General features: G+C 65.4%; 26 protein-coding genes. 15 read left to right on the top strand and 11 right to left on the bottom strand.

Features of this window, described 5'->3' with window-relative positions; translation table 11 throughout:
* The first annotated feature begins 3 nt into the window (after positions 1-3).
* The 6 genes from AC1DZQ_RS06550 (at position 4) to AC1DZQ_RS06525 (ending at position 7,494) form a co-directional block, all read left to right on the top strand.
* Positions 4-1,635, top strand: a complete 1,632-nt coding sequence (locus AC1DZQ_RS06550) for an aldehyde dehydrogenase (NADP(+)) (RefSeq protein WP_476962743.1) — start codon at positions 4-6, stop codon at positions 1,633-1,635.
* A complete protein-coding gene (locus tag AC1DZQ_RS06545; protein WP_476962742.1) occupies positions 1,632-2,960 on the top strand; it encodes an enolase C-terminal domain-like protein in 1,329 nt (442 codons plus the stop codon). Before AC1DZQ_RS06550 ends, AC1DZQ_RS06545 begins: the two co-directional genes overlap by 4 nt.
* A 131-nt stretch (positions 2,961-3,091) precedes the next feature.
* A complete protein-coding gene (locus AC1DZQ_RS06540) occupies positions 3,092-4,012 on the top strand; it encodes an AEC family transporter (RefSeq protein ID WP_476962741.1) in 921 nt (306 codons plus the stop codon).
* A gap of 100 nt (positions 4,013-4,112) precedes the next feature.
* Positions 4,113-5,240 carry an L-talarate/galactarate dehydratase gene (locus tag AC1DZQ_RS06535; protein ID WP_476962740.1) on the top strand — a complete coding sequence of 376 codons (1,128 nt, stop codon included), beginning with the start codon at positions 4,113-4,115 and terminating at the stop codon, positions 5,238-5,240.
* A 10-nt stretch (positions 5,241-5,250) separates the two neighbouring features.
* Complete coding sequence (locus tag AC1DZQ_RS06530) at positions 5,251-5,955, top strand: FadR/GntR family transcriptional regulator (RefSeq protein ID WP_476962739.1); 705 nt, start codon at positions 5,251-5,253, stop codon at positions 5,953-5,955.
* Between the two features lie 186 nt (positions 5,956-6,141).
* Positions 6,142-7,494 carry an MFS transporter gene (locus AC1DZQ_RS06525; protein WP_476962738.1) on the top strand — a complete coding sequence of 451 codons (1,353 nt, stop codon included), beginning with the start codon at positions 6,142-6,144 and terminating at the stop codon, positions 7,492-7,494.
* A 66-nt stretch (positions 7,495-7,560) separates the two neighbouring features.
* Here AC1DZQ_RS06525 and AC1DZQ_RS06520 read toward each other — a convergent pair whose 3' ends face one another.
* Together AC1DZQ_RS06520 and AC1DZQ_RS06515 are read right to left on the bottom strand one after the other, a co-directional pair.
* Entirely contained in the window at positions 7,561-7,749 is a 189-nt protein-coding gene (locus AC1DZQ_RS06520) for a hypothetical protein (RefSeq protein WP_476962737.1), read from the bottom strand.
* Between the two features lie 75 nt (positions 7,750-7,824).
* The gene (locus AC1DZQ_RS06515; protein WP_476962736.1) at positions 7,825-8,295 is read right to left on the bottom strand and encodes a MarR family winged helix-turn-helix transcriptional regulator; all 471 of its coding nucleotides are present in this window, start codon (positions 8,293-8,295) and stop codon (positions 7,825-7,827) included.
* A gap of 81 nt (positions 8,296-8,376) precedes the next feature.
* On the opposite strand from AC1DZQ_RS06515, the gene AC1DZQ_RS06510 reads away from it, so the two are divergent.
* Positions 8,377-9,087 (top strand): hypothetical protein, encoded by a 711-nt coding sequence (locus AC1DZQ_RS06510; protein WP_476962735.1) that lies wholly within the window; start codon positions 8,377-8,379, stop codon positions 9,085-9,087.
* A gap of 66 nt (positions 9,088-9,153) precedes the next feature.
* Here the strand turns inward: AC1DZQ_RS06510 and AC1DZQ_RS06505 are convergent, their stop codons facing one another.
* The 3 genes from AC1DZQ_RS06505 to AC1DZQ_RS06495 form a co-directional block, all read right to left on the bottom strand.
* Positions 9,154-9,921: an SDR family NAD(P)-dependent oxidoreductase gene (locus AC1DZQ_RS06505; protein ID WP_476962734.1), complete on the bottom strand. Its 768-nt coding sequence runs from the start codon at positions 9,919-9,921 to the stop codon at positions 9,154-9,156.
* A 3-nt stretch (positions 9,922-9,924) separates the two neighbouring features.
* A complete protein-coding gene (locus AC1DZQ_RS06500) occupies positions 9,925-10,413 on the bottom strand; it encodes a hypothetical protein (RefSeq protein ID WP_476962733.1) in 489 nt (162 codons plus the stop codon).
* A 179-nt stretch (positions 10,414-10,592) separates the two neighbouring features.
* Positions 10,593-10,973, bottom strand: coding sequence for a DUF7793 family protein (locus AC1DZQ_RS06495; protein WP_476962732.1), 381 nt, complete (start codon positions 10,971-10,973; stop codon positions 10,593-10,595).
* 165 nt (positions 10,974-11,138) lie between these two features.
* On the opposite strand from AC1DZQ_RS06495, the gene AC1DZQ_RS06490 reads away from it, so the two are divergent.
* Positions 11,139-11,441 (top strand): DUF4193 domain-containing protein, encoded by a 303-nt coding sequence (locus AC1DZQ_RS06490; protein WP_476962731.1) that lies wholly within the window; start codon positions 11,139-11,141, stop codon positions 11,439-11,441.
* 30 nt (positions 11,442-11,471) lie between these two features.
* On the opposite strand, the gene AC1DZQ_RS06485 is transcribed toward AC1DZQ_RS06490, so the two are convergent.
* From AC1DZQ_RS06485 to AC1DZQ_RS06475, 3 genes are read right to left on the bottom strand one after another with little or no spacing between them, the layout of a single operon-like run.
* Positions 11,472-13,697 carry an FtsX-like permease family protein gene (locus AC1DZQ_RS06485; RefSeq protein ID WP_476962730.1) on the bottom strand — a complete coding sequence of 742 codons (2,226 nt, stop codon included), beginning with the start codon at positions 13,695-13,697 and terminating at the stop codon, positions 11,472-11,474.
* Positions 13,694-14,407, bottom strand: coding sequence for an ABC transporter ATP-binding protein (locus AC1DZQ_RS06480; protein ID WP_476962729.1), 714 nt, complete (start codon positions 14,405-14,407; stop codon positions 13,694-13,696). Before AC1DZQ_RS06480 ends, AC1DZQ_RS06485 begins: the two co-directional genes overlap by 4 nt.
* Positions 14,404-14,931: a PadR family transcriptional regulator gene (locus AC1DZQ_RS06475; protein WP_476962728.1), complete on the bottom strand. Its 528-nt coding sequence runs from the start codon at positions 14,929-14,931 to the stop codon at positions 14,404-14,406. Before AC1DZQ_RS06475 ends, AC1DZQ_RS06480 begins: the two co-directional genes overlap by 4 nt.
* A gap of 397 nt (positions 14,932-15,328) precedes the next feature.
* Here AC1DZQ_RS06475 and AC1DZQ_RS06470 point away from each other — a divergent pair, with 397 nt between their 5' ends.
* On the top strand, positions 15,329-17,590 hold the full coding sequence (locus AC1DZQ_RS06470) for an Ig-like domain-containing protein (RefSeq protein ID WP_476962727.1): 2,262 nt from the start codon (positions 15,329-15,331) through the stop codon (positions 17,588-17,590).
* Positions 17,591-17,767: 177 nt separating this feature from the next.
* Here the strand turns inward: AC1DZQ_RS06470 and AC1DZQ_RS06465 are convergent, their stop codons facing one another.
* Positions 17,768-18,037 carry a hypothetical protein gene (locus AC1DZQ_RS06465; protein ID WP_476962726.1) on the bottom strand — a complete coding sequence of 90 codons (270 nt, stop codon included), beginning with the start codon at positions 18,035-18,037 and terminating at the stop codon, positions 17,768-17,770.
* A gap of 284 nt (positions 18,038-18,321) precedes the next feature.
* Between AC1DZQ_RS06465 and AC1DZQ_RS06460 the strand changes: the two genes are divergently transcribed.
* Positions 18,322-19,965, top strand: a complete 1,644-nt coding sequence (locus tag AC1DZQ_RS06460; RefSeq protein ID WP_476962725.1) for an alkaline phosphatase D family protein — start codon at positions 18,322-18,324, stop codon at positions 19,963-19,965.
* On the top strand, positions 19,962-21,233 hold the full coding sequence (locus tag AC1DZQ_RS06455; RefSeq protein WP_476962724.1) for an alkaline phosphatase family protein: 1,272 nt from the start codon (positions 19,962-19,964) through the stop codon (positions 21,231-21,233). Before AC1DZQ_RS06460 ends, AC1DZQ_RS06455 begins: the two co-directional genes overlap by 4 nt.
* Before the next feature lie 317 nt (positions 21,234-21,550).
* Here the strand turns inward: AC1DZQ_RS06455 and AC1DZQ_RS06450 are convergent, their stop codons facing one another.
* Positions 21,551-22,144 carry a hypothetical protein gene (locus AC1DZQ_RS06450; protein WP_476962723.1) on the bottom strand — a complete coding sequence of 198 codons (594 nt, stop codon included), beginning with the start codon at positions 22,142-22,144 and terminating at the stop codon, positions 21,551-21,553.
* Positions 22,145-22,567: 423 nt separating this feature from the next.
* Here AC1DZQ_RS06450 and AC1DZQ_RS06445 point away from each other — a divergent pair, with 423 nt between their 5' ends.
* The 3 genes from AC1DZQ_RS06445 to AC1DZQ_RS06435 all read left to right on the top strand — a co-directional run bounded on the left by AC1DZQ_RS06445 (position 22,568) and on the right by AC1DZQ_RS06435 (position 24,198).
* A complete protein-coding gene (locus AC1DZQ_RS06445) occupies positions 22,568-23,014 on the top strand; it encodes a hypothetical protein (protein WP_476962722.1) in 447 nt (148 codons plus the stop codon).
* A gap of 183 nt (positions 23,015-23,197) precedes the next feature.
* Entirely contained in the window at positions 23,198-23,680 is a 483-nt protein-coding gene (locus tag AC1DZQ_RS06440) for a hypothetical protein (protein WP_476962721.1), read from the top strand.
* 221 nt (positions 23,681-23,901) lie between these two features.
* The gene (locus AC1DZQ_RS06435) at positions 23,902-24,198 is read left to right on the top strand and encodes a hypothetical protein (RefSeq protein ID WP_476962720.1); all 297 of its coding nucleotides are present in this window, start codon (positions 23,902-23,904) and stop codon (positions 24,196-24,198) included.
* 96 nt (positions 24,199-24,294) lie between these two features.
* Here the strand turns inward: AC1DZQ_RS06435 and AC1DZQ_RS06430 are convergent, their stop codons facing one another.
* Positions 24,295-25,320, bottom strand: a complete 1,026-nt coding sequence (locus tag AC1DZQ_RS06430; RefSeq protein ID WP_476962719.1) for a LacI family DNA-binding transcriptional regulator — start codon at positions 25,318-25,320, stop codon at positions 24,295-24,297.
* Positions 25,321-25,691: 371 nt separating this feature from the next.
* On the opposite strand from AC1DZQ_RS06430, the gene AC1DZQ_RS06425 reads away from it, so the two are divergent.
* The gene (locus AC1DZQ_RS06425) at positions 25,692-26,894 is read left to right on the top strand and encodes a phytanoyl-CoA dioxygenase family protein (protein WP_476962718.1); all 1,203 of its coding nucleotides are present in this window, start codon (positions 25,692-25,694) and stop codon (positions 26,892-26,894) included.
* The last annotated feature ends 6 nt before the right edge of the window (positions 26,895-26,900 follow it).

The following is a 26,900-nucleotide window of genomic DNA, read 5'->3' as shown; positions in this document are numbered from 1 at the left end:
ACCGTGACACTCACCGGACGCTCACTCATTGCAGGCCAGGCCGTCGCCGGCCATGGCAACACGGCCTACGCCTTCAATCCCGCCACCAATCTCCAGCTCGAGCCCGGCTACACGCTGCTCACCGAGGAGCAGCTGAAGGACGCCACCGCAGCGGCCGCGGCGGCCTACCCCTCCTTCAGTACGCTCGACCCGGAAACCCACGCCCGGTTCCTCGAGGCCATTGCCGAGAACATCGAGTCCATCGGTGAGGAACTCGTCACCCGCGCGGGCATCGAGACCGGGCTGCCGGCCGCGAGGCTCCAGGGCGAGCGGGCGCGCACCACCGGCCAGCTCCGGCTCTTCGCCGGCGTCGTCCGCCAGGGTGACTTCCGCGGCGTCCGGATCGATCCGGCGTTGCCGGACCGTGCTCCCCTGCCGCGTGCGGACATCCGCCAGCGGCAGATCCCGTTGGGTCCCGTCGCCGTTTTTGGTGCCAGTAACTTCCCGCTGGCCTTCTCGACGGCTGGCGGTGACACCGCCTCCGCCCTCGCCGCCGGCTGCCCCGTGGTCTTCAAGGCCCACAATGCGCACCCGGGCACCGGTGAACTCGTCGGCCAGGCCATCGCCAAGGCTGTCCGCGACACGGGGCTGCACCCCGGCGTGTTCTCGCTGATCTACGGTCCGGGCAGCAGCATCGGCCAGGCCCTCGTCGCCGATCCGGCCATCAAGGCAGTCGGCTTCACGGGTTCGCAGTCCGCCGGCATCGCTCTGATGCGCACCGCAGCCGCCCGGCCGGAGCCCATTCCGGTCTATGCGGAAATGTCTTCGCTCAACCCGGTCTTCGTCTTCCCCGGCGCCATTGTCGGCAACGCCGAAGAAATCGACGCCCTGGCCCAGCAGTACGTCACCGCCGTCACCGGAAGCTCCGGGCAGCTCTGCACCTCCCCCGGCCTGCTGTTCGCCCCCGCCGGTGAGGCAGGCGACAAACTGGCCGCCGCCGTCGGCCGCGCCGTTTCCGCGTGTGCCGGCCAGACCATGCTGACCGAAGGCATTGCCGCCTCCTGGAACTCTGGAGCAGCGGCGCTCGGCGGCGCCAACAACGTCAGCGTCGTCGGGCAAGGCACCGAAGGGGCGACGAGGAACGCCCCGGCTCCCGCCATCTTCGGCACCAGCGTCGCAGAGTTCGTGTCCAACGCCGTGCTCCACCAGGAAATCTTCGGCGCCGCCAGCCTGGTGATCCGTTACTCCACCACCGAGGAACTCCTTGACGTCGCCAACCGGCTCGAAGGCCAGCTCACGGCATCCCTGCAACTGACCGAGGCGGACTACCTGGCGGCGGCACCGCTCATCCCCGTACTGGAGCAGAAAGTCGGTCGGATTATTGTCAACGGCTGGCCGACCGGCGTCGAAGTAGGCCACGCCATGGTGCATGGCGGCCCGTTCCCCGCCACATCGGACACTCGGACCACCTCCGTGGGCACGTTGGCGATCAACCGGTTCCTGCGGCCCGTCGCCTACCAGAACCTGCCCCAGGAACTGCTCCCGGTACCGCTGCAGGATCCGAACCCCTGGCGGCTGAACCGCCGGATCGACGGCGTCGTTCAAGCCGCCGCAGCAGCAGAGGCAACAACAGAGAAAGCAGAGGTCAACGCGTGAGCACGCAGCCCACCATTGCCCACGTTGACGTAGTCCCGGTCGCCGGGCACGACAGCATGCTGATGAACCTCAGCGGCGCCCACGGCCCGTTCTTCACCCGCAACATCGTGATCATCACCGATTCGGACGGCCGCACCGGCCTCGGCGAAGTGCCGGGCGGGGAAAAGATCCGCGCCACCATCGAGGAGGCCGGCACTTTCCTGGCCGGCCAGCCGGTGGCCCGCTACCGCTCCCTGCTCCGCGACGTCGCGGCGAAGTTCGCCGATCGTGACGCCGGCGGCCGCGGCCTGCAGACCTTTGACCTGCGCACCACCGTCCATGCCGTCACCGCCGTCGAATCCGCCCTCCTTGACCTGCACGGACAGTTCCTCGGAGTTCCGGTCGCGGAATTGCTCGGCGACGGCCAGCAGCGCAGCTCGGTGCCCATGCTCGGCTATCTGTTCTTCATCGGCGACCCCGGCCGGACGGACTTGCCCTACCTGGTGGAGGACGCACCGGCGGACCGGTGGGAAAAGCTCCGCCGGCAGGAAGCCATGACGCCCGAAGCCGTGGTTGCGCTGGCCGAAGCGGCCCAGGATCGGTACGGATTCAGCGACTTCAAGCTTAAGGGCGGCGTGCTCTCCGGCGACGCCGAGGTGGACGTGGTGACCGCCCTGGCCAAGCGATTCCCGGGGGCCCGGATCACCCTGGATCCCAACGGCGCCTGGCTCCTGGACGAAGCCATCCGCCTGGGCAAACGCATGCAGGGCGTTGTGGCCTATGCCGAAGACCCCTGCGGCGCGGAAGGCCGCTTCTCCGGACGCGAGGTGATGGCAGAATTCCGCCGTGCCACCGGGCTGAAGACCGCCACGAACATGATCGCCACGGACTGGCGCGAAATGTCCCATGCCATCCGCAGCAACGCCGTCGACATTCCTTTGGCGGACCCGCATTTCTGGACCATGCACGGCTCCGTCCGGGTGGCGCAGATGTGCGCCGAATTCGGCCTGACCTGGGGATCGCACTCGAACAACCACTTCGACATCTCGCTCGCCATGTTCACCCACACCGGGGCAGCGGCCCCGGGCAAGATCACGGCGCTGGACACGCACTGGATCTGGCAGGACGGCCAGGGACTCACCAAGGACCCGCTGCAGATCAAGGACGGTGCGATCAAGGTTCCGGACGCGCCCGGCCTCGGAATCGAGCTGGACCGCGCCGCCCTGGACAAGGCACACCAGCTGTATCTGGAACACGGCCTCGACGCCCGCGACGACAGCATCGGCATGCAGTACTACGTTGACGGCTGGTCCTTTGACCCCAAGCGGCCCTGCCTCGTTCGCTAGGGGTTGTTCGATAGTGATTGTTCGCTAGCAGCTTCCGCACGGCCGGCTCCCCTGGCGCAACGAGGAGACGGCCGTGCGGACTCCCGCCGCCGGCTCCCCTGGCGGCGGGCACATGACACGAAGGACCACACTTGGGCGGCGTTCTCACCGGCATACTGATTGTCGCCTCCGTCATCGCCGTCGGATATCTCGCGGCCCGGCTGCGGATCCTCGGACCGGAAGTCCAGGGCGCCCTGACCCGCACCGCCTATTACGTCACCAACCCGGCACTGCTGTTCACGGTGGTGGCCGGAAGCGATATCCGGGCCGCGCTCGGAACTGATGCCCCGCTGGCGCTGCTCTCCGCGGCGGCAGTGGGGCTGCTCTATTCGCTGCTGAGTTTCCTGTTCTTCCGCCGGCCGGTGGCCGAGACAGCCGTGGGCGCGATGGCCAGCAGCTACGCGAACGCCAACAACATCGGGATCCCCGTCTCCCTCTACGCCGTGGGAACGGCCCAGCACGTGGCCCCCGTCCTGTTGGCGCAGATCCTCGTCCTGGCACCGGTCTATTTGACCGTGCTGGGCCTCGCCTCAGGATCCAAGATCTCCTGGCAAAAACTGCTGCTCCAGCCGTTCGCCAACCCCATGATCATCGCCTCCGGCCTGGGCGCAGCCATCGCAGTGACCGACTTGAATGTTCCAGAGCTGCTGCTGAAACCCATCGACATGCTCGCCGGCGGCGCCGTCCCCATGGTCCTGCTGGCCTTCGGACTGTCCCTGGCAGGCAAAGCCCCGCTACAAAAGGGCGACGGGCGCACAGAATCGCTCGTCGCCACCTTCCTGAAAATCGCCGGCATGCCCGTGATCGTCTGGGCCCTGGGCCGCTTCGTCTTCGGCCTCGAGGGGCAGCATCTGCTGGCTATCGTCATCATGGGGGCGCTGCCCACAGCCCAGAATGTTTTCCTCTTCGCGTCCCCATACCGCCGTGGCGTGATCGTGGCCCGGGACGTCATCCTGTGCACCACCCTGCTCTGCGCCGGCTCCTTGCTGGTCATCGCCTGGCTGCTTGGCTGATTGCGGCGAACCGCGATGCAGACACTTGTTATACAAGTAAGTAACTTGTAACCTAAGTTGAGCGGGGCGGAGTTGCCTCGCAGGAACTTCAGGGAGACCCATGACCAGCGTTGATCTCATCCGCCACGTAAAGCTGTCTACGGCCAGGCTTCCACTCGCCGTTCCGATCAGCGACGCGAAAGTGTTCACCGGACGCCAGAAGCCCATGACCGAGGTCGTTTTCCTTTTCGCCGAAATCACCACCGAGCAGGGACACAGCGGAATCGGCTTCAGCTACTCCAAGCGCGCCGGCGGCCCGGCCCAGTACGCGCACGCCAAGGAAGTCGCCGAAGGCATCATCGGCGAGGACCCCAACGACATCGGCAAGCTCTACACCAAGCTGCTGTGGGCCGGCGCCTCAGTCGGCCGCTCCGGAGTGGCCACCCAGGCGCTGGCCGCCATCGACATCGCGCTCTACGACCTCAAGGCCAAGCGTGCCGGCCTCCCGCTGGCCAAGTTCCTGGGCTCCTACAGGGACTCCGTCCAGACGTACAACACCTCGGGCGGATTCCTGAACGCCTCCCTGGACGAGGTCAAGGCCCGCGCGACCGTCCTCCTGGACGAAGGCATCGGCGGCATCAAGATCAAGGTCGGCCTGCCGGACACCGCCGAGGACCTGCGTCGCGTCGCCGGCATCCGCGAGCACATCGGCTGGGACGTTCCCCTGATGGTCGACGCCAACCAGCAGTGGGACCGCGCCACCGCCCTGCGGATGGGCCGCCGGCTGGAGGAATTCAACCTCGTCTGGATCGAGGAACCGCTCGACGCCTACGACTTCGAAGGCCACGCGGACCTCGCCCGCGCCCTGGACACCCCCATCGCGACGGGCGAAATGCTGGCCTCGGTCGCGGAGCACAAGGGACTGATCAACGCCAACGGCTGTGACATCATCCAGCCCGATGCGCCGCGCGTCGGAGGCATCACCCAGTTCCTGCGCCTCGCCGCCCTGGCCGACGAGCGCGGCCTCGGACTTGCCCCGCACTTCGCCATGGAAATCCACCTCCACCTCGCCGCCGCCTACCCGCGCGAACCATGGGTGGAGCACTTCGACTGGCTCGATCCGCTCTTCAACGAGCGCCTCGAGACCAAGAACGGCCGCATGCTGGTCCCGGACCGCCCAGGGCTCGGCATCTCCCTCAGCGAGCAGGCACGGGCCTGGACCGCCGAGTCTGTGGAATTCGGCAAGTAACCTTGAAGCCATGAGCCGGAACCTGACCGCGGACCTCGCCAGCGATCTTCGCCGCCGCATCGTCGACGGCGTCATTCAGCCGGGTGCGAAGCTGCCCAGCGAAAACACCTTGATCAGCGAATTCGGCGTCAGCCGGACCGTGGTCCGCTCCGCCCTGACCCGGCTGCAGGCGGAGGGTCTGGTGGAAACCGAACGTGGGCGGGGCAGCTTTGCGCTGACCCCGCCTCCGGACGGGCAGCAGCAGTCTGCCGGGAACCGCCCCGTGGCCAGCCTGGAGGACCGCCTGTGGCAGCTGGAGTTCCGCATCGCGGTGGAGTCCGAGGCCGCCGCCCTCGCCGCCCGGAATCATACGGACCGACAGCTGAAGGCTGTGCAGAAGGCTTTTGAAGACTTCATGGACAGCGCCGCGCACCCGGCACACGCCATGAAAGCCGACTACGAGTTCCACCGGGCCATTGCCGCAGCCTCCGGAAACCCCTTCTACTCCGACTGCCTCGCATCCCTGGGGCAGACCATGATCGCGATGCCCCGCGCCAGGCTCGTGGGCAGCGGCGAGCACTATGCGCGCGACCATTTCGATCAGGTGGTGCAGGAACACCAATCAATCGTCTCCGCCATCGCGGAGGGCGACGGACCGTCGTCGGCGGCGGCAATGCGGAGCCACTTGGCAAACTCCCGACGCCGGCTGCGCGCCGCCGCACCGGACAACGGCTGATGTCTTGGCTCTGTCCTCTGGGCTCTGGCCTCCAACGGAGGTCCAGTCCCTCAAGGTATCCAGCGATGCAAATTATGTGTTGGACGGGCATTACCGCCGCCGAATAAAGTGAAGAATCGCTGTGGCGAGGGCCACATTCAATTGCCCGCCCGGCCAGCCAGCTTCGCCAATTCAAAGGAAATCTCCATGCAGTCTGTAGACAACGCTGTCACGGACGTGGTCTTTGCCACGAAAAAGTTCTTCAAGCGGGTACTGCCCATCATGCTCGTCATGTTGGTGTGCAACCAGCTCAACCGGTCCAACATCGGCTACGCCCAGGAGCATCTGCAGGCGGATGTCGGCATCGGCGCTGCCGCGTATGGGTTCGGGGCCGGGCTGTTCTTCATCGCGTACGCAATCTTCGAACTGCCCAGCAACGTGATGATGGAGAAGTACGGCGCCAAGGTCTGGCTGGCCCGGATCATGGTCAGCTGGGGCATCGTCTCCTTCCTGATGGTGTTCGTGCAGAACGAGACAATGTTCTATGCCCTGCGGTTCCTGCTGGGCGCCGCGGAAGCCGGGTTCTTCCCTGCCGTCATCTTCTACTTCGCCCGCTGGGTGCCAGCGGGGCAGCGGGGCAAGGCAACAGCGATCTTCATCGCCGGCTCCTCGGTTGCCGCCGCGCTCTCCGGCCCGATCGCCGGAATGCTGCTCAGCCTCCACGACGTCCTCGGGCTCCGCGGCTGGCAGTGGCTCTTCGGCTTCGAAGGTTTGCTCTCCGTGGTCGTCGGCGTCGCCGTGTTCTTCGTCCTTGACGCCAAAATCGAGGACGCCAAATGGCTGACCACGGGCGAAAAGTTGGCCCTCACCGCAGCGATTGCGGCGGAGGACGCCCAGCACGCCACCGCCACGAACGGGAAGATCAACCGCTGGAAGATGCTCCTGAACCCGCAGATTCTCCTTCTCTGCGGCATCTACTTCTCGGTGCAGCTCTCCATCTACGCCAACACCTTCTGGCTGCCCAGCATCGTCAAGCAGATCCCCGGGACCACGGACCTGAGCGTCGGGTTCCTCTCCGCCATCCCCTGGGTCTGCGCCGTGATCGCCATGTACTTCGCCGCCAAGTGGCAGGACAACGCCAAATCCAAGCGGCCCCTGCTCGTGGTTGCGCTCCTGGTCGCCGCCGTCGGCACCCTGGCAGCCGCCGTAGCCACCCCTGTACTGGCCCTCGTGTTCCTGGCCATCGCCGCCATGGGATTCAAGAGCGCGTCACCGTTGTTCTGGACCATCCCCCAAGCGGGCCTGCACCCCATCATCCTCGCGCCCGCCATCGCCATCATCAACTCCCTGGGCAACCTGGGTGGCTTCGTGGCCCCGTTTGGATTCGGGATAATCAAGGAGCAGACCGGCAGCGTCATATCCGGGCTCTTCGCCCTCGCCGCGGCATCAACAATCGCCGCCGCTCTCGTCTACTTCCTCAAGGAGCACAAGGCAGAAGTCCCGGCGGAGCCCGTGGCTGCGCCTGAGGAGGCGTCGCCGCACCTCGTGGCCGCCAAATAGTTCCGGACGCGCAAAGGAAAGGCAGGCACCCAAAGGGCGCCTGCCTTTCCGTCGCCCATGCCGCGCTCAGTGGTTCTTGCGTACGTCCTGAAGGTGCCGGTCGAGCTTTTCTTCGGCTTCGCGGCGCCGCTGACCGATAATGCGCAGCTGTTGCGTGATCGGATTTCCATAGCCATCAACGTCGCGGTGATGCGTGCCCTTCAGTCGCTCGGGGCTGGAGGGCAAGGTCGCCCGCGGTTCAGTATTTTCGCCCATACCGGGATGATCCCACAGTGCGCGCCGGCTGAAAAGGACTGCTTTTCCCTCGAAAAACTGGCAATCACGCCGGGATTATTCCGGGCTCGTGTCCCGGTGCAGGTCGGTGTCGAGGGCGTGGGCGCTGGCCAAGGTGGCCAGCAGGCTCCCCAGCTGCGCAGACTGTTCGCTTGTGAGTGGAGCCAGGAGTTCCGCTTCATGCCGTTCGGCGATTCCCCGCAGTGTCCCCAGCACCTTCGTGCCCTCCACCGTCAGCCGGAGCTCGTAGTTCCGCCGGTCGGCGCTGCTGCGCTCGCGCGCCACCAGGCCTCGCGTTTCCAGCGAGTCGATGAGTGGAACAACTCGGCTCGGCACCGCCCCCAGGCGGTCGGCCAGGGAACGCTGGCTGAGACCGGGGCTGCGGCCCAGCAGGCGGAGGACGCCCGCGTCGCTGGGGGTCAGGCCGAGCTCGCGTGTGCGCTCGGCGAAGCGGGCCGATGCCAGCGCCCCGAGTTGGGACAGCAGGAAAACGGTTCGCTTCGACCGCGAGGGATCCGGTGAGTCCATGCCCCAATATTACGCTATTGACAGAATCATTCAAGAGATGAATCATTTTAGGTGTGACGTAATTATCGGAAAGAAGCGATCATGACTGACCTGTCCTCCCACCACACCGCTCCAACGACGCGATCCGGCGGCCCCAACCCGGGCATCCTGGCGGCCGTGAGTCTGGGCCTCACGATCGGCGCCCTGCTCAGCAGCGCGATCCTCACCGGCGGCCAGACGTACGTCTCGCCGTTCTCCGCCGCACCCCAGGTCGCGGCATATTTTCACGGGAACCCCGACGCCGTGCGGCTCGCCAGCTTGTTCCAATTCGGTTCAGCCGTACCGCTGGGGATCTTTGCGGCCACCGTTTACGCCCGGCAGCTCCGGCTTGGCGTGCGCGTCCCCGGGCCCGCTATCGGATTCTTTGGCGGCATCACCGCCTCGGTGTTCCTCATGCTCTCGGCCGCCGTGGGGTGGGTCCTGAGCCGCCCGGAAGTCACCACCGACGTGACGCTGACCCACGCACTGTCGTTTCTCGCGTTCATCACCGGCGGCGTCGCCTATGTCGTCGGCTTGGGGCTCCTCGTCGCCGGAATCGCCGTCCCGGCCCTCATCCTGCGCTTCGTGCCGCGCTGGCTGGCCTGGTCCGGCCTCGTGATCGCCGCCCTGTCCGAGCTGAGCTTTCTCTCCATGGTGATCGAGCCGCTCCAGTTCCTGCTGCCCATCGGGCGGTTCGGCGGACTTCTCTGGCTTGTCGCGGTCGGATTCCTGCTGCCGCGGAGCCGGGCTGCCGCGAATCGACGGGAACCCTGAGCCTCACGCGTGCCGGACGTGCGGCCGGCAGTAAGCGGCAGACAGCCAGCTTGTTCGTTCTGCAGTTCAGAAAAGTATTAGGCCCGTGAGTTCGGCGAGTTTCTCGGTGAGCCTGTCCTGAAAGTCCGTGTCGAGGACTTTCGGGTCAGGTCGCCGCTGCCGGCGGTGGTGCCAGTACTTTCCTGAAGCCAGGGCGTCCGGGTCGTTGCTGACGGCAAGCCAGCTCTGGGTGTCATGGCCCATGGCCAGGTCATCCGGGGCGCCGGCGCCGCCCATCCTGGTGGGAACCCAGCCGGGGTCAACGGAGTTGCTGAGCACGTCGGGCCAGTGCCGGGCGATCGAGGCGGAGAGCGCGGAAACGTGGAGCTTGCTCTCGGAGTAGGCGGCGCTGGCATTCCAGCGCCGTCCGGTCCAATCGATGTCCTGGAGGTTGCCGCCGGCCCCATGGTGCATGCCGCTGCTGACGTAGATCAGCCGGCCGGGCCGTTCGATCAGCCCAGTGAGGATATAGGGAGCAAGAACGTTGACGGCCAGGGTGCGGGAGTGACCCTCCGCAGTCGCGACGCGCCCCGGCGCGAGGTAGACGCCGGCGTTATGGATGACGGCGTCCATCCGCCCCAGCGCGTTAACCTGTTCGGCGAGGTCCCGGGTTTCGGCGGCGCTGCCGAGGTCACCAACGACGACGCCGGCCGCCTGAGGAGCAAGGTCATCGAGGGCGGCCACGCGTGCCCTGGTGCGGGCGTGCAGCAGAACCTCGTGGCCTTGGTTCAACAGCGTCCGGGCGGCGGCCAGGCCGAGTCCGTCGGTCGAGCCGGTGATGAAAATGCGAGCCAATCGTCACACGGTCCCTTGAATGGATTCGCTATTTCCGTCCCCGGAGAGGCCGCCGGGCCCGCCTCCGTCCGCGCGGCCATAGCGCACGCGTTCAGTGGGGCGGTGATGCAGGAGGGGTTGGCGGGCACCTGGGCGGTGCCCGGGCGGCCGTCCGGCGCCTGGTTTCGAGGGCTGTGCGGGCGTTTCCGGCGCCGCGTCCCCCTGGACGAGTGTCAGGTCGGGTCGGCGGCCCCGGGCAGCTTCCTCCCGGAGAGCGATCAGGTGTGCCGCCAGCGCAACTTCAGGTCGGCCCGGGTTGGCATTCAGCAAACGATAAAGCTGCTCCCGGGCACGGGTCTGTCCCAGCGTGGAATCAGACAGCACTTCGGCGATGATCTCGGCGGCCTGCAGGCGTACCCCCCGCGCCCAACTGACCTCCGGCTCGCTGACCCACGGATCCGCGGGCAGGTGTCCGTGTGAGGGATCCGCACGGGACGACAACTCAATGGACATTGGCTATTCCTTTGTTCCCGTTCCGGCAGAGCCCGGAACCGGCCACGGTCCCTTGAGCCCCGCATACGTTCTTGGAGCAAGTGGGGCGGAAGACCGTGAAGACACTTTACATCCGGAAAGACCGGTCTGTCTCGGGTGGAGGGCGAATTTCATTGCGATGCCATGCCCTGTGGCCCTTCCTAATCGCTGCCCTTAATGATTTGTTTCAGCCATGCGATTGCGGCGGTCCTGGATGTGAAGAACTCGTGCGGGTATTTGGTCTCCCGGCTCGTGGCGGACGCGATGACCCGGTCAACTGTGCTGGATCCGAGGACCGCGATAGCCACCACGCCCGTGCTCTGTGCGAACTGGTATCTGGCCGCCGCGCTGAACACGACGTCGGTCATCTCAGAGAGCATCGGCATCGGCGCCCCGCCACTGATCCGGTCGACAGCAAGCATGGCGTCCCTGGCGTCGTCGGCGTCCACAAGGGAACCCGGGCGCCAGACGCTCTCGAGTATCCCTGCATCAACGCTGAGCGAGTTCTTACCGTCAGCGGCGTCGATTCGTCCCTGCTTCATGCCGTTGATCCTAGGCCCGAACTGCGGCGACGCCCTGCACCGCGCCCATGGCGTGAGCGGCCAACGCCGCATGGCGTTGACTCTGTCCACGACGGCGGAACAACCGCGGGGTGCCGTACGTTGCACTTAGCCTAGTCAACACTCGAGAAATGAGAAACAAGCCAAGTGGCAACCGACTACGACGAGGTCCGCTCGGACGTCAAGGAAACCCAGGACAACTCCCTGGAGGCACTGCAGTCCGCTAACGCACCGGACGCCCGCAGCGTCGTTCAGGAACTCGACGAGGCCGACGGGCTGGACGGGGCCGGAGTCCCCGGCGGCGAGTTCATCGCCGAAGAGCTGACTGTCCAAGTCATCCCGCAGGCCGACGACGAGTTCACCTGCAGCTCCTGTTTCCTGGTCCGGCACCGCTCCCAGATCGCCCGGCAGGCTGGCACCCATGTCTACTGCACGGACTGCGAAGGCTGAACCGGGGAGAGTTCAAAGCAGGTAAGGGTGTCACTCGAATCGAGTGGCCGTTATCCCCGTGTTGGGGCGGATGAGACCGAATGTGGCCGCTACGGCGGCTAGGGCGAGCAGGAGACTGAGAGAGAGCGCGGCATAGTATTCGGTGCTCGGCCAGGTGACGGTCCTGCCGCCACCGAATGAAGTGATCATGAGCCAGGCGGCGAAGAACCCGAGCCCGGCGGACAACAGCAGAACTGCAAGGAGCGGGACAGCGGCCTCCTGAACGATGACCTTACGCAGGACGGACACGGGCATGCCCATCAGCCGCATCAGGCCCAGCACGCGTTTGCGGTCAAGAATCGCGCCTGCGGTGGACACGGCCAGCGAGATTCCGGCGATGACGACAGCCACGAAAACGCCAATGTAAGCAAGTGCGGCCAATCCCTGAATCAGTCGCGTGTTGCTCATCGTCGCGAGGTCCGCACGGGAGGTGGCAGGCGTGGCAGTCACCCCGGATGTGTTCAGGGCAGTGCGCGCCCGGTCGATCGCCTCAGGCGTCCCATCGGTACTGACCACCATCACGACCGGAACCAGTCCTTCCAGGCTGCTGACCGGTGCGGCCGTGAGCGGGGCCGGCGTGGAGGTCCAGGCATTCAAGAATGTCGCGTCGAAGGACACGATTTTTTCGGTCCTACGCTCTTCGAAGCCGAGCGACGGCGCATCGGGGACAGCCACATAGATGTCCATGGTGTCCCCCTGTCCAAGTGAGGTTTTGGCGTATCCGATGGTGGTGTCGCGGATTCCAGCAAGTTCCTTGGTGCTACGGGCAACGGCCGAGACCTGGCCAGTGGTGTAGGCCGGCGCCACCAAAGCGTAGACGCTGGTGGGCAGCAGCAGTCCGGGACGTGCCTCGGGTGTCTCCACCGATCCGATGGCGCTGATGCCTCCGGCGAAGACGGAGACCATGAACACGGCAATGACGAGCCCGGACACTGAACGGAAAACAGCCACGGGCGTTCGGCGGATGCGACTGGCGGCAATGACGGATGCGGCGCTGCGCGCCCGGTGCAGGCCGATGGTGCTGACCATCCGGGTCAGCCACGGACCAATGGTCACGATGCCGACCGAGGTCAGCGCGAATCCGCCGATCAGCAGCGGAGAAGTCCACGGGTTGCCATCGGCATCGATCTTGGTCAGTGCGGTTCCGGTGGCCATGCAGGTCAGTCCGGCCAGCAAAGGGACGGCCCGCCACAAGGTGGGGGTTTTCTCGGGCATGGCCCGGGTGACTCCCAGCGGGCTGACGCCGGTCCTGGCGGTGCGGCGTGCTGCCACTAGTGCGGAAGCAGCGACGACCAGCAGGATGACAATCACGGCGAATTCCGCCTCGAAGGTGAAATCTGCGAGGAACATCCTCCCGCCGTTGACGGGTATTTCAGCTGCGGCCGGCTTGAAGAGGCCAGCCAGGATGACGCCGAACAGGGCCCCGGCCAAGCTAGGGACGGCTGTCTCGACGGCCGCCATTCCGGCGACCAGCCGCGGCGACGCGCCAATCAGGCGCAGGGTGGCAAAGCGTTCCCGGCGCTGGGCCGAGCCCAGTCCGGTCGCAATGCTGACCAACAGCAGCACCGGGAAGAGTACCGCGATTCCGCCGACCAGCAGAGCCGTGCGGTACAAACTGGCGCTCTCACCGTAAGGATTGGTGGTGAACTCCGTGACGAGCATTGCCGCCGGGCCTTGGCGGAGCTGGGCCTCAGTGACGCCGGTGATGACCACCAACGCGTCGGGCCCCGGCAGGGCCGAGTCATCGATGACGCCCGCGAACTGGCCGTACCGGTTCCCCAGCTCCTCAGCCGGCGTCGATTCGATCAGTCGCTGCAGGGCGGGCGAGGCGTAGTACTGTCCCGGAGCCGGCGCGGCCCCGATGCCCGGAATCTTCACGGTGGTTGTTGGGAGCGCGGCGATGTCGCGGTGACTGATGAGCTGGTCGCGGAAGATGTCCACCGGGAATCCCAGCAGAATCTTGTCCGGTGCCAGGGGTATCGGTTCCGGACGTCCGTTGGCGGTGAGTCCGTCGGCTGCCAGTGGAACGGTGACTGAGGATTGGCCCATCTCGCGGAGCCAGGCGCCCCGCGCGTCGCGCTGGGCCAGACCATTCGCGGCACTCCACAGCAAGAGCACCAGGCACACGCCGAGCGCCACTCCGCCACCTATGCCGGCCATCCGGCCCCACGAGGACCTGCTGCCCAGCAGCGCGATTTTCAGGACCGCCGGTTTCATGCCAGCACCCGGTGGCCTGCAGCGACGCTTCCGTCACGCACGATCACTTCCCGGTCGGCGTAGGCTGCGGTCCGCGCGTCGTGGGTGATCATCACCACGGTGGTGCCCGCTTCCCGGACCAGGTCCAGCATCAGCGTCAGGACGTTCTCGGCTGCCAGGGAATCCAGGGACCCGGTGGGTTCATCGGCGAACAACACCGCGGGAGAGGTCACCAGGGCACGGGCGATGGCCACGCGCTGGGCCTGGCCCCCGGAGAGCTCCCCCGGCAGCTTGGCAGTAAATCCGTCCAGGCCGAGCCGTTCGAGGAATTCCTGCGAGCGCCGGCGGGCTTCTGCCCGTTTGGTCCCGCCCAGCAGCAAGGGAAGGCTCACATTGTCCAGCGCCGTGAGTTCGGGCAGCAACTGGCCAAATTGGAAAACGAAGCCGAAATCGGTCAGCCGCAGCCGGGACCGTTCAGCCTCACTCAATCCGCTGATGTGGACGGGATCCTGACCCCCGGGCGCATAGGCCACTGTGCCGCCGTCCGGTGCAAGGATGCCGGCAAGGCAGTGCAGCAGGGTGGACTTGCCCGATCCCGACGGCCCCATGACGGCGAGCACTTCACCGGCATGGACGTCGACGTCGATACCGCGCAACGCCTCGGTCTGCCCGAACGAGTGAAGCACGCCGCGGGCGCTGAGGATGGGTGCAGTAGTGTCGATCGTGCTCATGCGCTCTGGAGTTCCTTTTTCAGTTGGTTCAGCCGGGCGCTGGTCAGCTCCATCCAGCGCAGGTCCGCCTCGATGTGGAAGAGGCCGTGGTCGCACATCAGCACCTGCAGCAGATCGGCGTCGCGCTTGAGGCGTGTCAGCTCGCGCATCCGGGCCATATGCTCGGCGCGCTGCGCGTCCAACAACCGGTCGGCGTCGTCGTCGAGCAGCAATGCCACAACGGTCTTGGCGAACAGCTCGCTCTGCAGGGACTCGGAGGGCACATCGGGGGTGAAGAGCCACTGCCGCACCTTGTCCCTGCCGGCAACCGTGGCCTCATACTTCTTGCGGTCCGGGCCGCCGCCGCTCTCTTCACCCAAAGCGATGATCAGCTCGTCACGGAACATCCGGGCCAGCGTGGAATACACCTGCCCGAACGCCAATGGTTTCTGGGCGCCGAAATAGCGGTCATATGAATGCTTCAGGTCATAGCCATAGCTGGGTTCCTGGCTCAGCAACCCCAGAAGGGCAAGAGAGTTGTTCACGCCCCAATCTATACACTCAGTGCATAGTCGCCGTCCAGCCCTTGCCGACTCGGGCGGGCGCCCCCTCAAGGCTTCAGCACCGAACCGACTCTATTTTCTGGTTCGGTTTCCTCCAATTGTTCAGGGGTCAGATTTTTGGAATATCGCGCCAACGTAGTGATCGCATAAATTCCGCGTAGTAACTGCGTGAAGCCAAGTAGCATTCTTGCTGGTTCGAGTAATTCGCCGCCGATAACTACGAATCAAAGAGTTGCTAAATTGTGCCGGAACTTCAACAGAGACCTCCGGCAAGGCAATCAAACGCAAATAGCGACATTGAAATCCTTGACAATTAATTGACGCTATATGAGAGTGAGCTCTACCGAAAAAATCCTGGCACCGATTGGAGCTCGCAGCAATGAAAATACGCCAAAGGGGTATCGGTATCACTGCTGCGCTCGTGCTTTGCGGAGCTCTTGCTGCGGGGCCCACATCGGCGGCGGAGCCGATCGTCCCAGGCCACCTGCCCTACCCGGCGGGCGGAACATCGGTGCTGGGAGACGGTATTAATGCGGGCAACCAAAATGCGCAGCTGGCGGAGACCATTCCTGCCCAGATCAACCGGTCGTGGCGCGCCGAGCCGCCGCTTTGCCCGTCCTCCGGCGGCAGTAGTGCGGTGTCAATCAGCGTGTCGGGAATCCGGACGGTTGTGGTGGACACGCAGTATCAGTGCTCGTGGTTATCGGCCTACGAAACAGGCACCGGGAAGCTGCTGTGGCGCCATCAATACCATTTCGCGCATATGGCAAAGATCGACGGATCAAGGGTCTATCTCGCCCACGACAACCCCGAAACCAGTCAGATGGTCCTGGACGCATTCAACCTGAACACCGGCGCATTGTTGTGGACTAGCCCTTACGTGAGCGAATATCGAACCGTTTTCGGCTCCGGAGTGGTCATGGGCGGTTACTACGCTGTGGATGCAACCACGGGTACTAATCGGTTCGTAGCAGGCCCTAGCGCAACCAGTGAACCCTCGCATATCGAAGCGGGTCGGGTCATTTACAACGGAGAAGGTTTGGTAGAGGCTTTCTCCGCCACCACAGGAAAGTCGATCTGGAAATACGTAAAACCGGGAGGCAGCTTCGGTCCGGGCGCAGGAACCGCCGCAACGTCTGTGCATAACGGTAGGCTCTACGTCCCCAGCCCTAACTACACGGAGCGGACCCTGGTGCTGGACGCCGCAACGGGCAAATACATCCGTACGCTGCCCAACAGCAAGAAGGCCATCGCCTTTGATGGTCGCACCGGAATCTTCACCACGTACGGCAACTCTGCGTCCGCGCCCGTCACCGGCGGTGAGCCAGATGTCATCACCGCAGTAGACCTGGAGACCGGGGCGGTTCAGTGGACACACCGGCTGGGCATGAAGGACCAAAACTACGGCTATGAGGTCGTGTCCTCGGCCCCTATCATCGCCAACGGGCTGGTGTGGATCCTCGCCGGCGTCGATACCGGCACCCCGGGACAGCTCATGGCCCTGGACGAAATCACGGGCCGCGTCCGGAGCGGGACGGAGATACCGTGTCCGCCTGCGTTCGGCGGCAACCTCGCCATCGCCCAGCACCGCATTTTCGCCCCTACGGCATGCGGAGTCCAGACTTACTCTCCCGGAGCGGCCGATACAGCGGCACCGTCAGTGACGGGCCGGACACCCGCAGCATCAGCTACGAATGTGAGCCAGACCGGAGACATCACGGCGGCGTTCAGCGAAGTCGTTTCCGGCGTAAGCGCGTCTACGTTCACTCTCAAGAACCCGGCCGGAACGGTAATCCCCGCAACCGTGACCTACAACGCGACCATCCGGGTCGCCACACTGAACCCGACGACGACGCTGGCCCCGGATACGAAGTACACCGCTACCCTCACCGGCTCCGGTACCGCCATCCGGGATGCGTCAAACAACCCGCTGGCCACCACTAAATGGACCCTCACCACCGGGCCCGCGCCGACCGTGACGAACCGCAGTCCAGCCTGGTTCGCCACCGGCGTGAGCCAGACGGCAAACGTGACAGCGACATTCAGTGAAGCCGTGTCCGGCGTCAGTGCGACGACATTCACGGTGAAGAACCCGGCCGGAACTGCGGTTCCGGCGACAGTGACTTACAACGCCACCACGAGGGTCGCCACCCTGAACCCAACGGCAGCCCTGGCCGCGGACACTACCTACACTGCGGCCCTTACCGGCGGCGCCACGGCCATCCGGGACATGGCGAACAACCCGCTAACGAACAACCCCTCGGAGAAGGAACCGCTTGCCACGACCAACTGGTACTTCACCACCGGTCCGATCCCAACGGTGGTCTCCCGCAGCCCCGCCGCGAACGCCACAGGGGTCAGTCGGACTGCGAATATCACGGCAACCTTCAGCGAAGCCGTCACCGGCACCAGCTTCGGCAACCACTTTGACTTGCACAACGCCACCACGAACGCCATGATCCCGGTTGAGGCGTTCTCCTACGACGCCGCTACACGAGTAGCGACGCTGAACCCGAACGGTACGCTGGCCGCCAACACCAAGTACACCGTCACGCTGTCCAACGGTTTGTATGGCGGTATCCTTGACGTCGGCGGCAACCCCATTCAGACCACTCGCTGGAGTTTCATCACCGGACCCTGATGAAGCACCGGACCAGCACGCCCACGAGCCGACTCTGGCTGCGGGTAGTGGCGGGTCATTGCGACACCGCACCGGGCACACTGACGGGCTCTCCGCCTCGACGTTCAGCCCCGACGGGGGCACATCCTGCGCGGGAGGTCAGCGGCGGCCTACGCCCTCGTGGTCGGATGACCCTGGCTACAGGTTGCTTCCCCGGGCAGGATGTCGTGGCTTCACCCGGGCCAGCGCCGTTCTGATCTCGGGTTCCCGCGCCTGCAACCCGAGGTCGGCAAGATTCTGCAGTCCGTATTCCAGCCATATCTGCGCGAACTGTCTGCGTTCGGCGGACAGATTCCGGCGGTGCGAGAGTCTGATCCCCCGCTTGACGCGTTGTTTGGGCGTGGGCCGCCAGCCGGACCGGGGCACGTCCAGCACTGTGCTGAGGACGTCAAGGATCAAATCCAGCATGGGCTCTCCGCGACGGTGAATTGAATTCTTCGGTGGGTGACCGGGGAAAGTCTGCCATACATCGTGTTCGGGAAGCTGCCGAAATGACACCGATCAGTATTGCGCCGTCTGGCGTCACGAATCCACTGCACCTCGCTTCAGAACTGAACGAAATGTGGCGACCGGGTCCATAGCGCTCCGACTGCGGGAACGGGCATTGCGCCACGGAGAACTCTTGGTGACAGCGTGGTTAACTGCCCGATGAACCGCCGGTCGGTGACAGAATCATCCGGATACTGGAACGCATGACAACCTTTACTCGTCGTCAAGTACTGCGTTCAGCAGGGGTCGCCGCCGTGGCCGGAGCCATGGCCAGCAGCACCTCCGCGAGCGCGTTTTCAGCCTCCCAAACCGGCCTCTTTGGCCATGGAATCGCCTCAGGAGATCCCCTGCCGGGGAGCGTGCTGCTGTGGACCCGCGTCACGCCCACTCCGGAATCACTACCCGGCAGCGGTGCCGGCCCGGACGTTTCCGTCCGATGGGAAATATCCACCGATGAAGCGTTCACCACAGTGGTGGCCCGCGGTTCTGCCTCCACCGGGCCGGCCCGCGACCACACCGTCAAGGTCGTTGCAGGCCGGCTGCTGCCCGCCACGAGCTACTGGTACCGGTTCACGCTTGGGGAGGAGATCTCACCCGCAGGCCGCACCCGGACTGCACCGGCCGCGGGAGCGGCGGTGGACCGGCTGAAATTCGGGGTGGTGTCCTGCGCCAACTGGCAGGCAGGCTACTTCTCCTCCTACCGCCATCTGGCCGCACGGGGCGATCTCGACGCCGTCCTCCACCTGGGCGACTACATCTACGAATACGCGCCCGGCGACTACCAGGCCCGCGACGTCGTGGTCCGCCCGCACGAACCGGCGTTCGAGATGACCCAGCTGGAGCACTACCGCCGACGCCACGCCCAGTACAAAACCGACCCGGACCTCCAGGCCCTGCACGCCGTGGCACCGTTCATCGTGACCTGGGACGACCACGAATCGGCCAACGATGCCTGGAAGGGCGGCGCCGAAAACCACACCGCGGGCGTCGAAGGCGCTTGGAGCGAGCGTTTCGCGGCCGCCCACCAGGCCTATGCCGAGTGGATGCCCGTCCGCTACGAGCCGGGCGGCCAAATCTATCGCCGCCTCGACTTCGGCTCCCTGGCCAGCCTGTCCATGCTGGACCTCCGGTCCTACCGTGACCAGCAGGCCGCCAACGGTGCGGATTCCTCGATCGGCAGCCCCGCCCGCACTATCACCGGCGCCGCACAGATGGACTGGCTGCTTGGCAACCTCAAGTCCACGGGCCCGCAGTGGAAGCTCGTGGGCAATCCTGTCATGATTGCGCCCGTCCGTGTCCCCTCGACCCTGAGCACGGCAGAGCTGGCCGGTGTGCAAAAGCTGATGGGCGGGACGAACATCAACGGCGTGCCCTACAACGTGGACCAGTGGGACGGCTACGAGGCGGACCGCAACCACGTGGTCCGCCACCTCCGGGACAACGCCGTCAAGGACACTGTGTTCCTCACCGGCGACATCCATTCCGGCTGGGCCTGCGACATCCCCGCGGATCCGGCCAGCTACCCGGCCACCGGCGATTCCGTGGCTGCAGAACTGGTCTGCACCTCCGTCACGAGCGACAACCTCGACGACATCCTCAACGTTCCGCCCCGGACCGGATCCGTCGGCGTCGAGAACGCCATCAAGGCAGCCAACCCGCACGTGAAGTACCTCGACTTCGACTCGCACGGCTACTCCGTCCTCAACGTGACGCCGGCCGGTGTCCGGATGGACTGGTACGTCCTCTCCGAACGCACCTCCGCCAGCTCGGGATCGACCCTGTCCACGTCCTTCAACGTTCAATCCAATACCGGCAAGGTCACGCCGGCCCAGGGAGGTCTCTCATGAGCCGTTCAGCCAGCAACCGTCCGACGCCGGGACGCCGGCAGTTCCTGCAAATCGCCGCTGCCGGCGGGGCCGCCGTCGTCCTATCAGCGGCGCAGGGCACCGCCTGGGCTGCCCCGGCCGCGGGACGGACCCGAAGCTATGTGCTGGTGGTGGACGGCTGCCGGCCGGACGAGATCACGCCCGCCCTGACGCCGAGGCTGGCTGCGCTGCGCGATGCCGGCACCAACTTCCCCACGGCACGCTCCCTGCCGGTGATGGAGACTATTCCCAACCACGTCATGATGATGACGGGGGTGCGTCCGGACCGATCGGGCGTGCCGGCCAACGCGATCTTCGACCGGGCCGGCGGCGTGGTCCGCGACCTGGACCGGTCCACGGACCTGCATTTCCCGACTCTCCTGGAGCGGCTGCAGGAAATTGGGCTCACCACCGGTTCCGTGCTGAGCAAGAAGTATCTGTACGGCATCTTCGGTGCCCGCGCCAGCTACCGGTGGGAACCCCAGCCGTTGCTGCCCGTCACCGGGCACGCGCCCGACGCCGCCACCATGGACGCGCTGCTGGCAATGGTCAGCGGGCCGGACCCGGACTTTGTGTTCACCAATCTGGGCGACATCGACCGTGTGGGCCACTCGGATCTTTCCGGAACCACGCTCCGGGCGGCGCGTGAGGCTGCCCTGGCGGACACGGACACGCAGGTGGGCCGTTTCATCGACCACCTCAAGAGCGCCGGCAAATGGGACTCCAGTGTGGTGATGGTGCTGGCCGACCACTCCATGGACTGGTCCATCCCGAGCAACGTCATCTCGATCAATCTCATCCTCCAGTCCCGTCCGGAGCTGCAGTCGAACATTACGGTCGCCCAGAACGGCGGCGCGGACCTGCTCTACTGGACCGGACCGGAGCCGGACCGTGCGGCCGGGCTGGCCGCCGTCGAACAGTTGGTCAAAGCGCATGAGGGCGTGCTGTCGGTTAACAAGCCGGCGGACCTCCGGCTGGGCGTCGAGGCTGGAGACCTGGTGGCGTACTGCCGCGCGGGCTGGCGCTTTTCCGACCCGTCGGTGGCGTCCAATCCGATCCCGGGCAACCACGGGCACCCGGCCACGGAGCCCATTCCGTTCTTCGTCTCCGGCGGCCACCCGCTGGTGGTGAAAGGATCGGTGTCCTCCGAAGCTGCCCGGACCGTCGACGTCGCGCCGACCATCGGCGGAATATACGACCTGTTGCCCCCGGCCGGCGGCTACGACGGCACCGCCCGGGCTCTGCACTAACGGACTAAGACCGTTAGAGTCTGCTCAAGACACCGCAACCGGATCGAGGGATGACCAATGACAGTTAAAGGCTGGAACCCGCTGGTGCTTTTGCCCGTCGCGTTCTTCGTCGTGCGCGCAGGACACGGACCTTCACGGGCTAACGACCCGCTGCGCCGCTAGTCGTTCCCGACGGCGTTGAGCCGGGCGGCCAGCATACCGAACTGCCGAGCGGTAGTGAAAGGCAGACGAAAATCCACTGGGTCTGAATGTGTTGCTGATGCCGACGCAGATGGCCCCGTGCCGGTCACCGGTACGGGGCCATCCTGTGCGAACGGTCAGGCGCTGCGCGTTTCCCGGGACAACCCGATGCCCATGACGACCAGAACCGGGACTGACAGCAGGAAGTTGAAGAAGAACATGCCGGGGCCGGCTCGGCCGGCAAGGTGCAAGAAGCCCACGAAGAGTGCAAGCCCAGCGAAGCTCAGCACCGTGACGGCCACTCCTCTCCCCCGGCTCCGCTGCTTGGCCAGCAGGACAATGCCCGACACGACAGTCCCGCCGGCGGCGACAAGCGACAGGAAGGCTAGGACGCCGAGTCCCAGGGAAACCCCGACAAGGAATTGGATATACAGCCAGGACCCCAGCACGATCGACGTGATGCCAGCCCCCACCCGGTACCCGGAAGACTTCGGAGCATTCGAAACCCACGCGTAGGTCCACTGGCCGTCCGGTGAATACAGCGGCGGTGGTGCCTGCTGGTACGCCGGATAGGGCTGGTAAGGCTGCTGGCCGTACGGCGGGGCGTAGGCCCGGGGCGCACCGTAGGACGGCGCGTTGTCCGCGAAGGGGGCATGTTGCCCCTGCGGCGGATACGGCGGCGTCTGGGGATACGGCGGCACCGGCGGGACGGCCGGGATGTTCTCAGTCAATGTTCCCCCATGATGTTGTGAGCGGTTCGAAGTCAGATTACAACTACCGAACTCCCAGAACAGTTGACGCACCGGGGCCGACTCGACGGCATTGCAGGAGGCTCCGGCTACCCCGCCGTCGCCTTCCAGAAGCGCCGGCCACGGTCTGCCCGGTGAGTTACGACACGCCCGCCGGGCGCGTGGGCCGCATGGCATGACCGACGAACTGAAAGAATTAACCCATGAGCAATGCCCCCGTCATCACCGCCGAGTGGGTGCTGACTATCTTAGAGGGCATGGCCTCATCCTTCAGCAGCCTCCTATATGTGCCCTTGAACCGACGTCGAGGAGCACGCCTCCGACCTTCCGATCCCCCGGCCAAGGCATTCTTGTAGCTGCCCGCCGGCACCACCCTGCCCGATGACGATGAGGAGGACGAGTTCGATGACCACCCTGCTGACGACGACATCTAACCCCGCCACCCTGACCACGACAGCCACCACCGGCCGGTTCCGTGAATGGACCGTCAACCTGGCGCCGACCCACAAGGTACGCGACACGGCCAAGGACCGCCCGTTCACCGCCGACCTGGCGATCATCAGAATCAGCGCCACCACCGAAGACGCCCCCTTCACTGTCCTGCGCGTGGACCTCCTCGGTATCGGCAAGAAGAAACGCCTGTCCCGCCAATACCGCAACGATGTGGCCAACCCCAACTTCAGCATCCTGGCCGCACCCGCCTGGGTCCGTGACCTGTTCGTGAACGTTACCGGCGCCCCCGAGCTAGTCAACGCCTATGCGGGCCCGGCCCTGGGCGCCGGCGTCTACGCCGAGCACACCAGCCCGGATGTCCGCTTCCCGGCCCCGGCAGAACAGCGGGCGGCCGCATGATTCGCTCGCAACAAACAGGCGCGTGACGGTCCTGGATGGCTGAAGCCTCAACGTTCGCCAAGGTTCTGCCAAGCATCGGTGCTTCTGATTGAACAGCGCTCTGCTTCCACTTTAGGCTGACGGCAACCGGCGAGCCGGATCCCCGCCCGCACTGCCGGGCCACACATCATTGGAGCACTACGCATGTCGATTGCAAAGAAGCTGGGCGCTGTCGTCCTGACCGCCGCCGTTCTCACCGGAGCTGGTGCCGGTGTCGCCAACGCGGCCCCGACCACGGCCGCACACCCGGTCTCCGCGAAGGCCACCGAGGCGAAGGCCAAGGCGGAGTTGAAGAAGCAGGCGGCCGCCGCGAAGCTTGCGGCAGTGAAGGCCAAGGTCACCGCCCTGAAGGCTGCCGGCGTCGCGAAGAAGGCTGCCGCCGTCGCGGATGCCGCGCAGAAGCGCGCCGCCCAGGAAGCCAAGAAGTTCACCAAGAAGGCCACCCAGGCCCAGAAGCGTGAAGCCGCGGCAGCGAAAGCGGCAGCCGCAAAGGCAGCCGCTGAGGCGAAGGCTGCAGAGGAAGCCGCCGCCGAAGCTGCGGAGGCCGCCGCGGAAGCTGCCGAAAAGGCCGCAGAAGCCACCGCAGAAACCTCTGTGGAGCCGGCGGAGGAGTCCGCCGCCGCCTGATCCGAACACCACTGGCAACACCCCCTTCGGATGCACCGGCCGCCATCAGGTGGCCTTCGGGAAGGGGGTGTTGCCGCGTCCGACACTTTCGCCACATCGCCGCACAGCCTGCCGCCCGCAGACCGTGTCCGTCACACCGCGCAGGACTACGATTTTGCCTGTTGAGCAAGCACGCGGCGACCAGCACAGGCGGGGGGCAGACGCAGAGTGGGGAAAACGCTGTGACCGGAGAATCGAGGCTGGGCGGACCGCACTGGCGGCGCGTGCTGGCAGCCCTCGCCAACAACGACGTGCGGACCGCCTACGCGCAAATCGTGCTTGGCGCCCAGCTCCCGGACGTGGTTGCGGATCCGAATGACCGCCGGCGAAACCGGGCCATCGCCGCCCTGCTGGAGTCCGGGCTTGTCGAAGGGAATGCCGCCAACGAGCTCGAGGCGTCTGAGACGATCTTCCGCGATCTGCTCACGCAGCAACCCCGGCGACAGGCGCAGACAGGATTGGCCGCTTCAGCAGCTTGACGCGTTCTTCGACGACTGGCTGCGTGAGGGCGGCCACCCGGCGACACCGTAGATTCAGTAGTTGTGTGGGACCTGGAACGGCCCTGGCTGCTGGCGTCAGAATCCGGACGGAATATTGAACGGGGTAATGACGTCAATCTTGGAGGGGTCTCCGGCGTCAGCGTCGGCCAGGGCGCCGTGGGCGTGCATGATGATGCGGCAACATCTCTGGATGTCCTGCCTGAGATCGTGGTGGAGGACGGCGCTCATTCTTCCCTCGCGCAGCAAAGAGACGTTGTCCGGGACGAGATCGTGGCCGATGAACACGTCCGGCTTTCGGCCGGCTGCCACGAATGCGTCGTTGATGCCGGCGTTACCGCCGCCGATCGAGTAAACGGCGCGGAGGTCATCATGTGCCGCCAAGGCATCGCCCATCAGGACCCGCGTGGTCTGGTCCAGCCCGTCACTTCCGGGCAGATACCGGACCGCCCGCCCAGGGTCCATGGCCCGGATGGCGGCGCGGAAACCCATTTCCCGTTCCTCCTCGCCCCGGAAGAAATCGTTGCTGACGGTCACGGCAACTGTTCCGGGCACGGTGCCCAGCCACTGATGGATCAAATAGGCGGCCGTCGCCCCGGCCGACCTGTTGTCCATGCCCACGTACGCGGCCCGGTGGCTGGCGGGCAGATCGGTCACCAGGGTAACAACCGGGATCCCGGCCCCGGCGAGCCGGTTGACGGCGGCCGCGATTGAGGGCACGTCGGGCGCCTTGAGGATGACGCCGTGGCTCCCCCGTTTGGCGATCCTGTCCAGTTCCGCCACGCAGCCCTCAGCGTTCCACTGCTCGTGCAGGTGGAAACGGGCCCGGAAGACTGCCGGCTGCATCAGGGGCAGGACAGATTCCAGTGCCCGTTTCACCGACGATGTGAACCGTGCGGGAGCGTCGGCGACGACGTCGATCATGAACCGGCGCCCGGTCAGCTCCAGCTGGAGACGCTGGGCCTCAAGGTCCTTGATGGCTTGGCGCACCTGGCCCACAGTGCTCCGCCGTACGCCGGGGCGGTCATGGAGGACACGATCAACTGTCGCGTCGCTGACGCCGGCCTGGCGTGCGATTTCCCGCACTGAATACGGGTGGGCCATGACGGCTCCTTTTGAGTGTTTTTTGAGGTCTTATTGATGGAGATTGGCGTAGCAATTACCTTTCCACGAGTTCATGCTGGAAGGCAAGGGACCAAGTTGAAAGGAAACTCCGATGATTGAGACCACCGCAGAAGCCCTGGGCTCCTGTACTGCGTGCCGCCGTTGCAAATGGGCGCGCGGGCTGCCTGTCCTGACGATCAGCAGGCTCCCGCAGTCTGAGGGATCCACGGACACGACTGGGCAAGACCGTTTTGGGCAATGATGGCTTTTTGATGGATTTAGCCATTGTGCCGGCCGGATCCGATGCAGCAGGCTGGGAACCACGAGCACGAACATCTTCGCAAGATTCGACGTTTCAAGGAGGAAACACCATGACCACCACCGCCAATTCACACAAGCTGGGCGCGAACGGCCCGCAGTGGTTCAATGAGGGCAACTGCAAGCTCGAGGACTTCATTGCGCTCGTCTCCCAGGAAACCAGACTCGAAGACTACGCATACGCCGACGCCGTCGAACAGAACGTTCTGATCTATGGAAACCGCCTCCGCGATTTCCTCGACGCCCCGGAAGAACGGGCCGATGTGCAGGCCGAGCTCATCCGTGCGCTGAGCACCGGACCGGGCATCGTTGTCTTCAAAGGCGCCTTCGGTGACACCACCGTCGTCGACCGTGCCACCGAAGCATTCAATACGATCATCGCGGAGCAGAAGGCGTCCGGTGCTGCGACGGGAGACCACTTCGCCAAGCCCGGCGCCAACGACCGCGTCTGGGGCGCACTGGACAAGTTCGCCGTCCGGGAGCCCGGAGTCTTCGCCGACTACTATTCCAACGACATCCTTGCCCTCATTTCCGAGGCCTGGCTGGGCCCCAACTACCAGGTCACGTCCCAGGTCAACGTCGTCAACCCCGGCGGCGCGGCCCAGACCGCCCACCGCGACTACCACCTTGGCTTCATGTCCGCCGCACAGGCCGCTCGCTACCCGGCCCACATCCACATGCTCTCCCCCGCGCTCACCCTGCAGGGAGCGGTGGCGCACTGCGACATGCCCGTGGAATCCGGACCTACCCTCTACCTTCCGCACTCCCACAAGTACGACGCCGGGTACCTCGCCTTCCACAACCCGGAATTCACCCGCTACTTCGAGGAAAACCACGTTCAGCTGCCGCTGGAAAAGGGCGATGCGGTCTTCTTCAACCCGGCACTGTTCCACGGTGCCGGCCACAACAAGTCCTCGGACATCCGCCGCATGGCCAACCTGCTGCAGGTCTCGTCCGCATTCGGCCGCGCCATGGAGTCGGTGGACCGGACTGCCATGTCAAAGGCCCTCTACCCGACGCTGCGACAGCTCATGGCCGGCGGCGCCAGCGAACGATTCCTGCGCAATGTCATCGCCGCGTCCGCCGAGGGCTACGGCTTCCCCACGAACCTGGACCGGGACCAGCCGGTCGGAGGAATCGCGCCCGAATCACAAGCCGAACTGATCTGGCGCAGCCTGCAGGAAGACGCCTCGGACGACGCCGTCGCCCGCGATCTCGAAGCGGCCAGCCGACGCCGCTTCACCGACGGTAAGTAGGCGACC

It is taken from the genome of Arthrobacter sp. P1_C12_2 (assembly GCF_056406415.1).
This window is presented reverse-complemented; position numbering and strand designations above follow the sequence as displayed.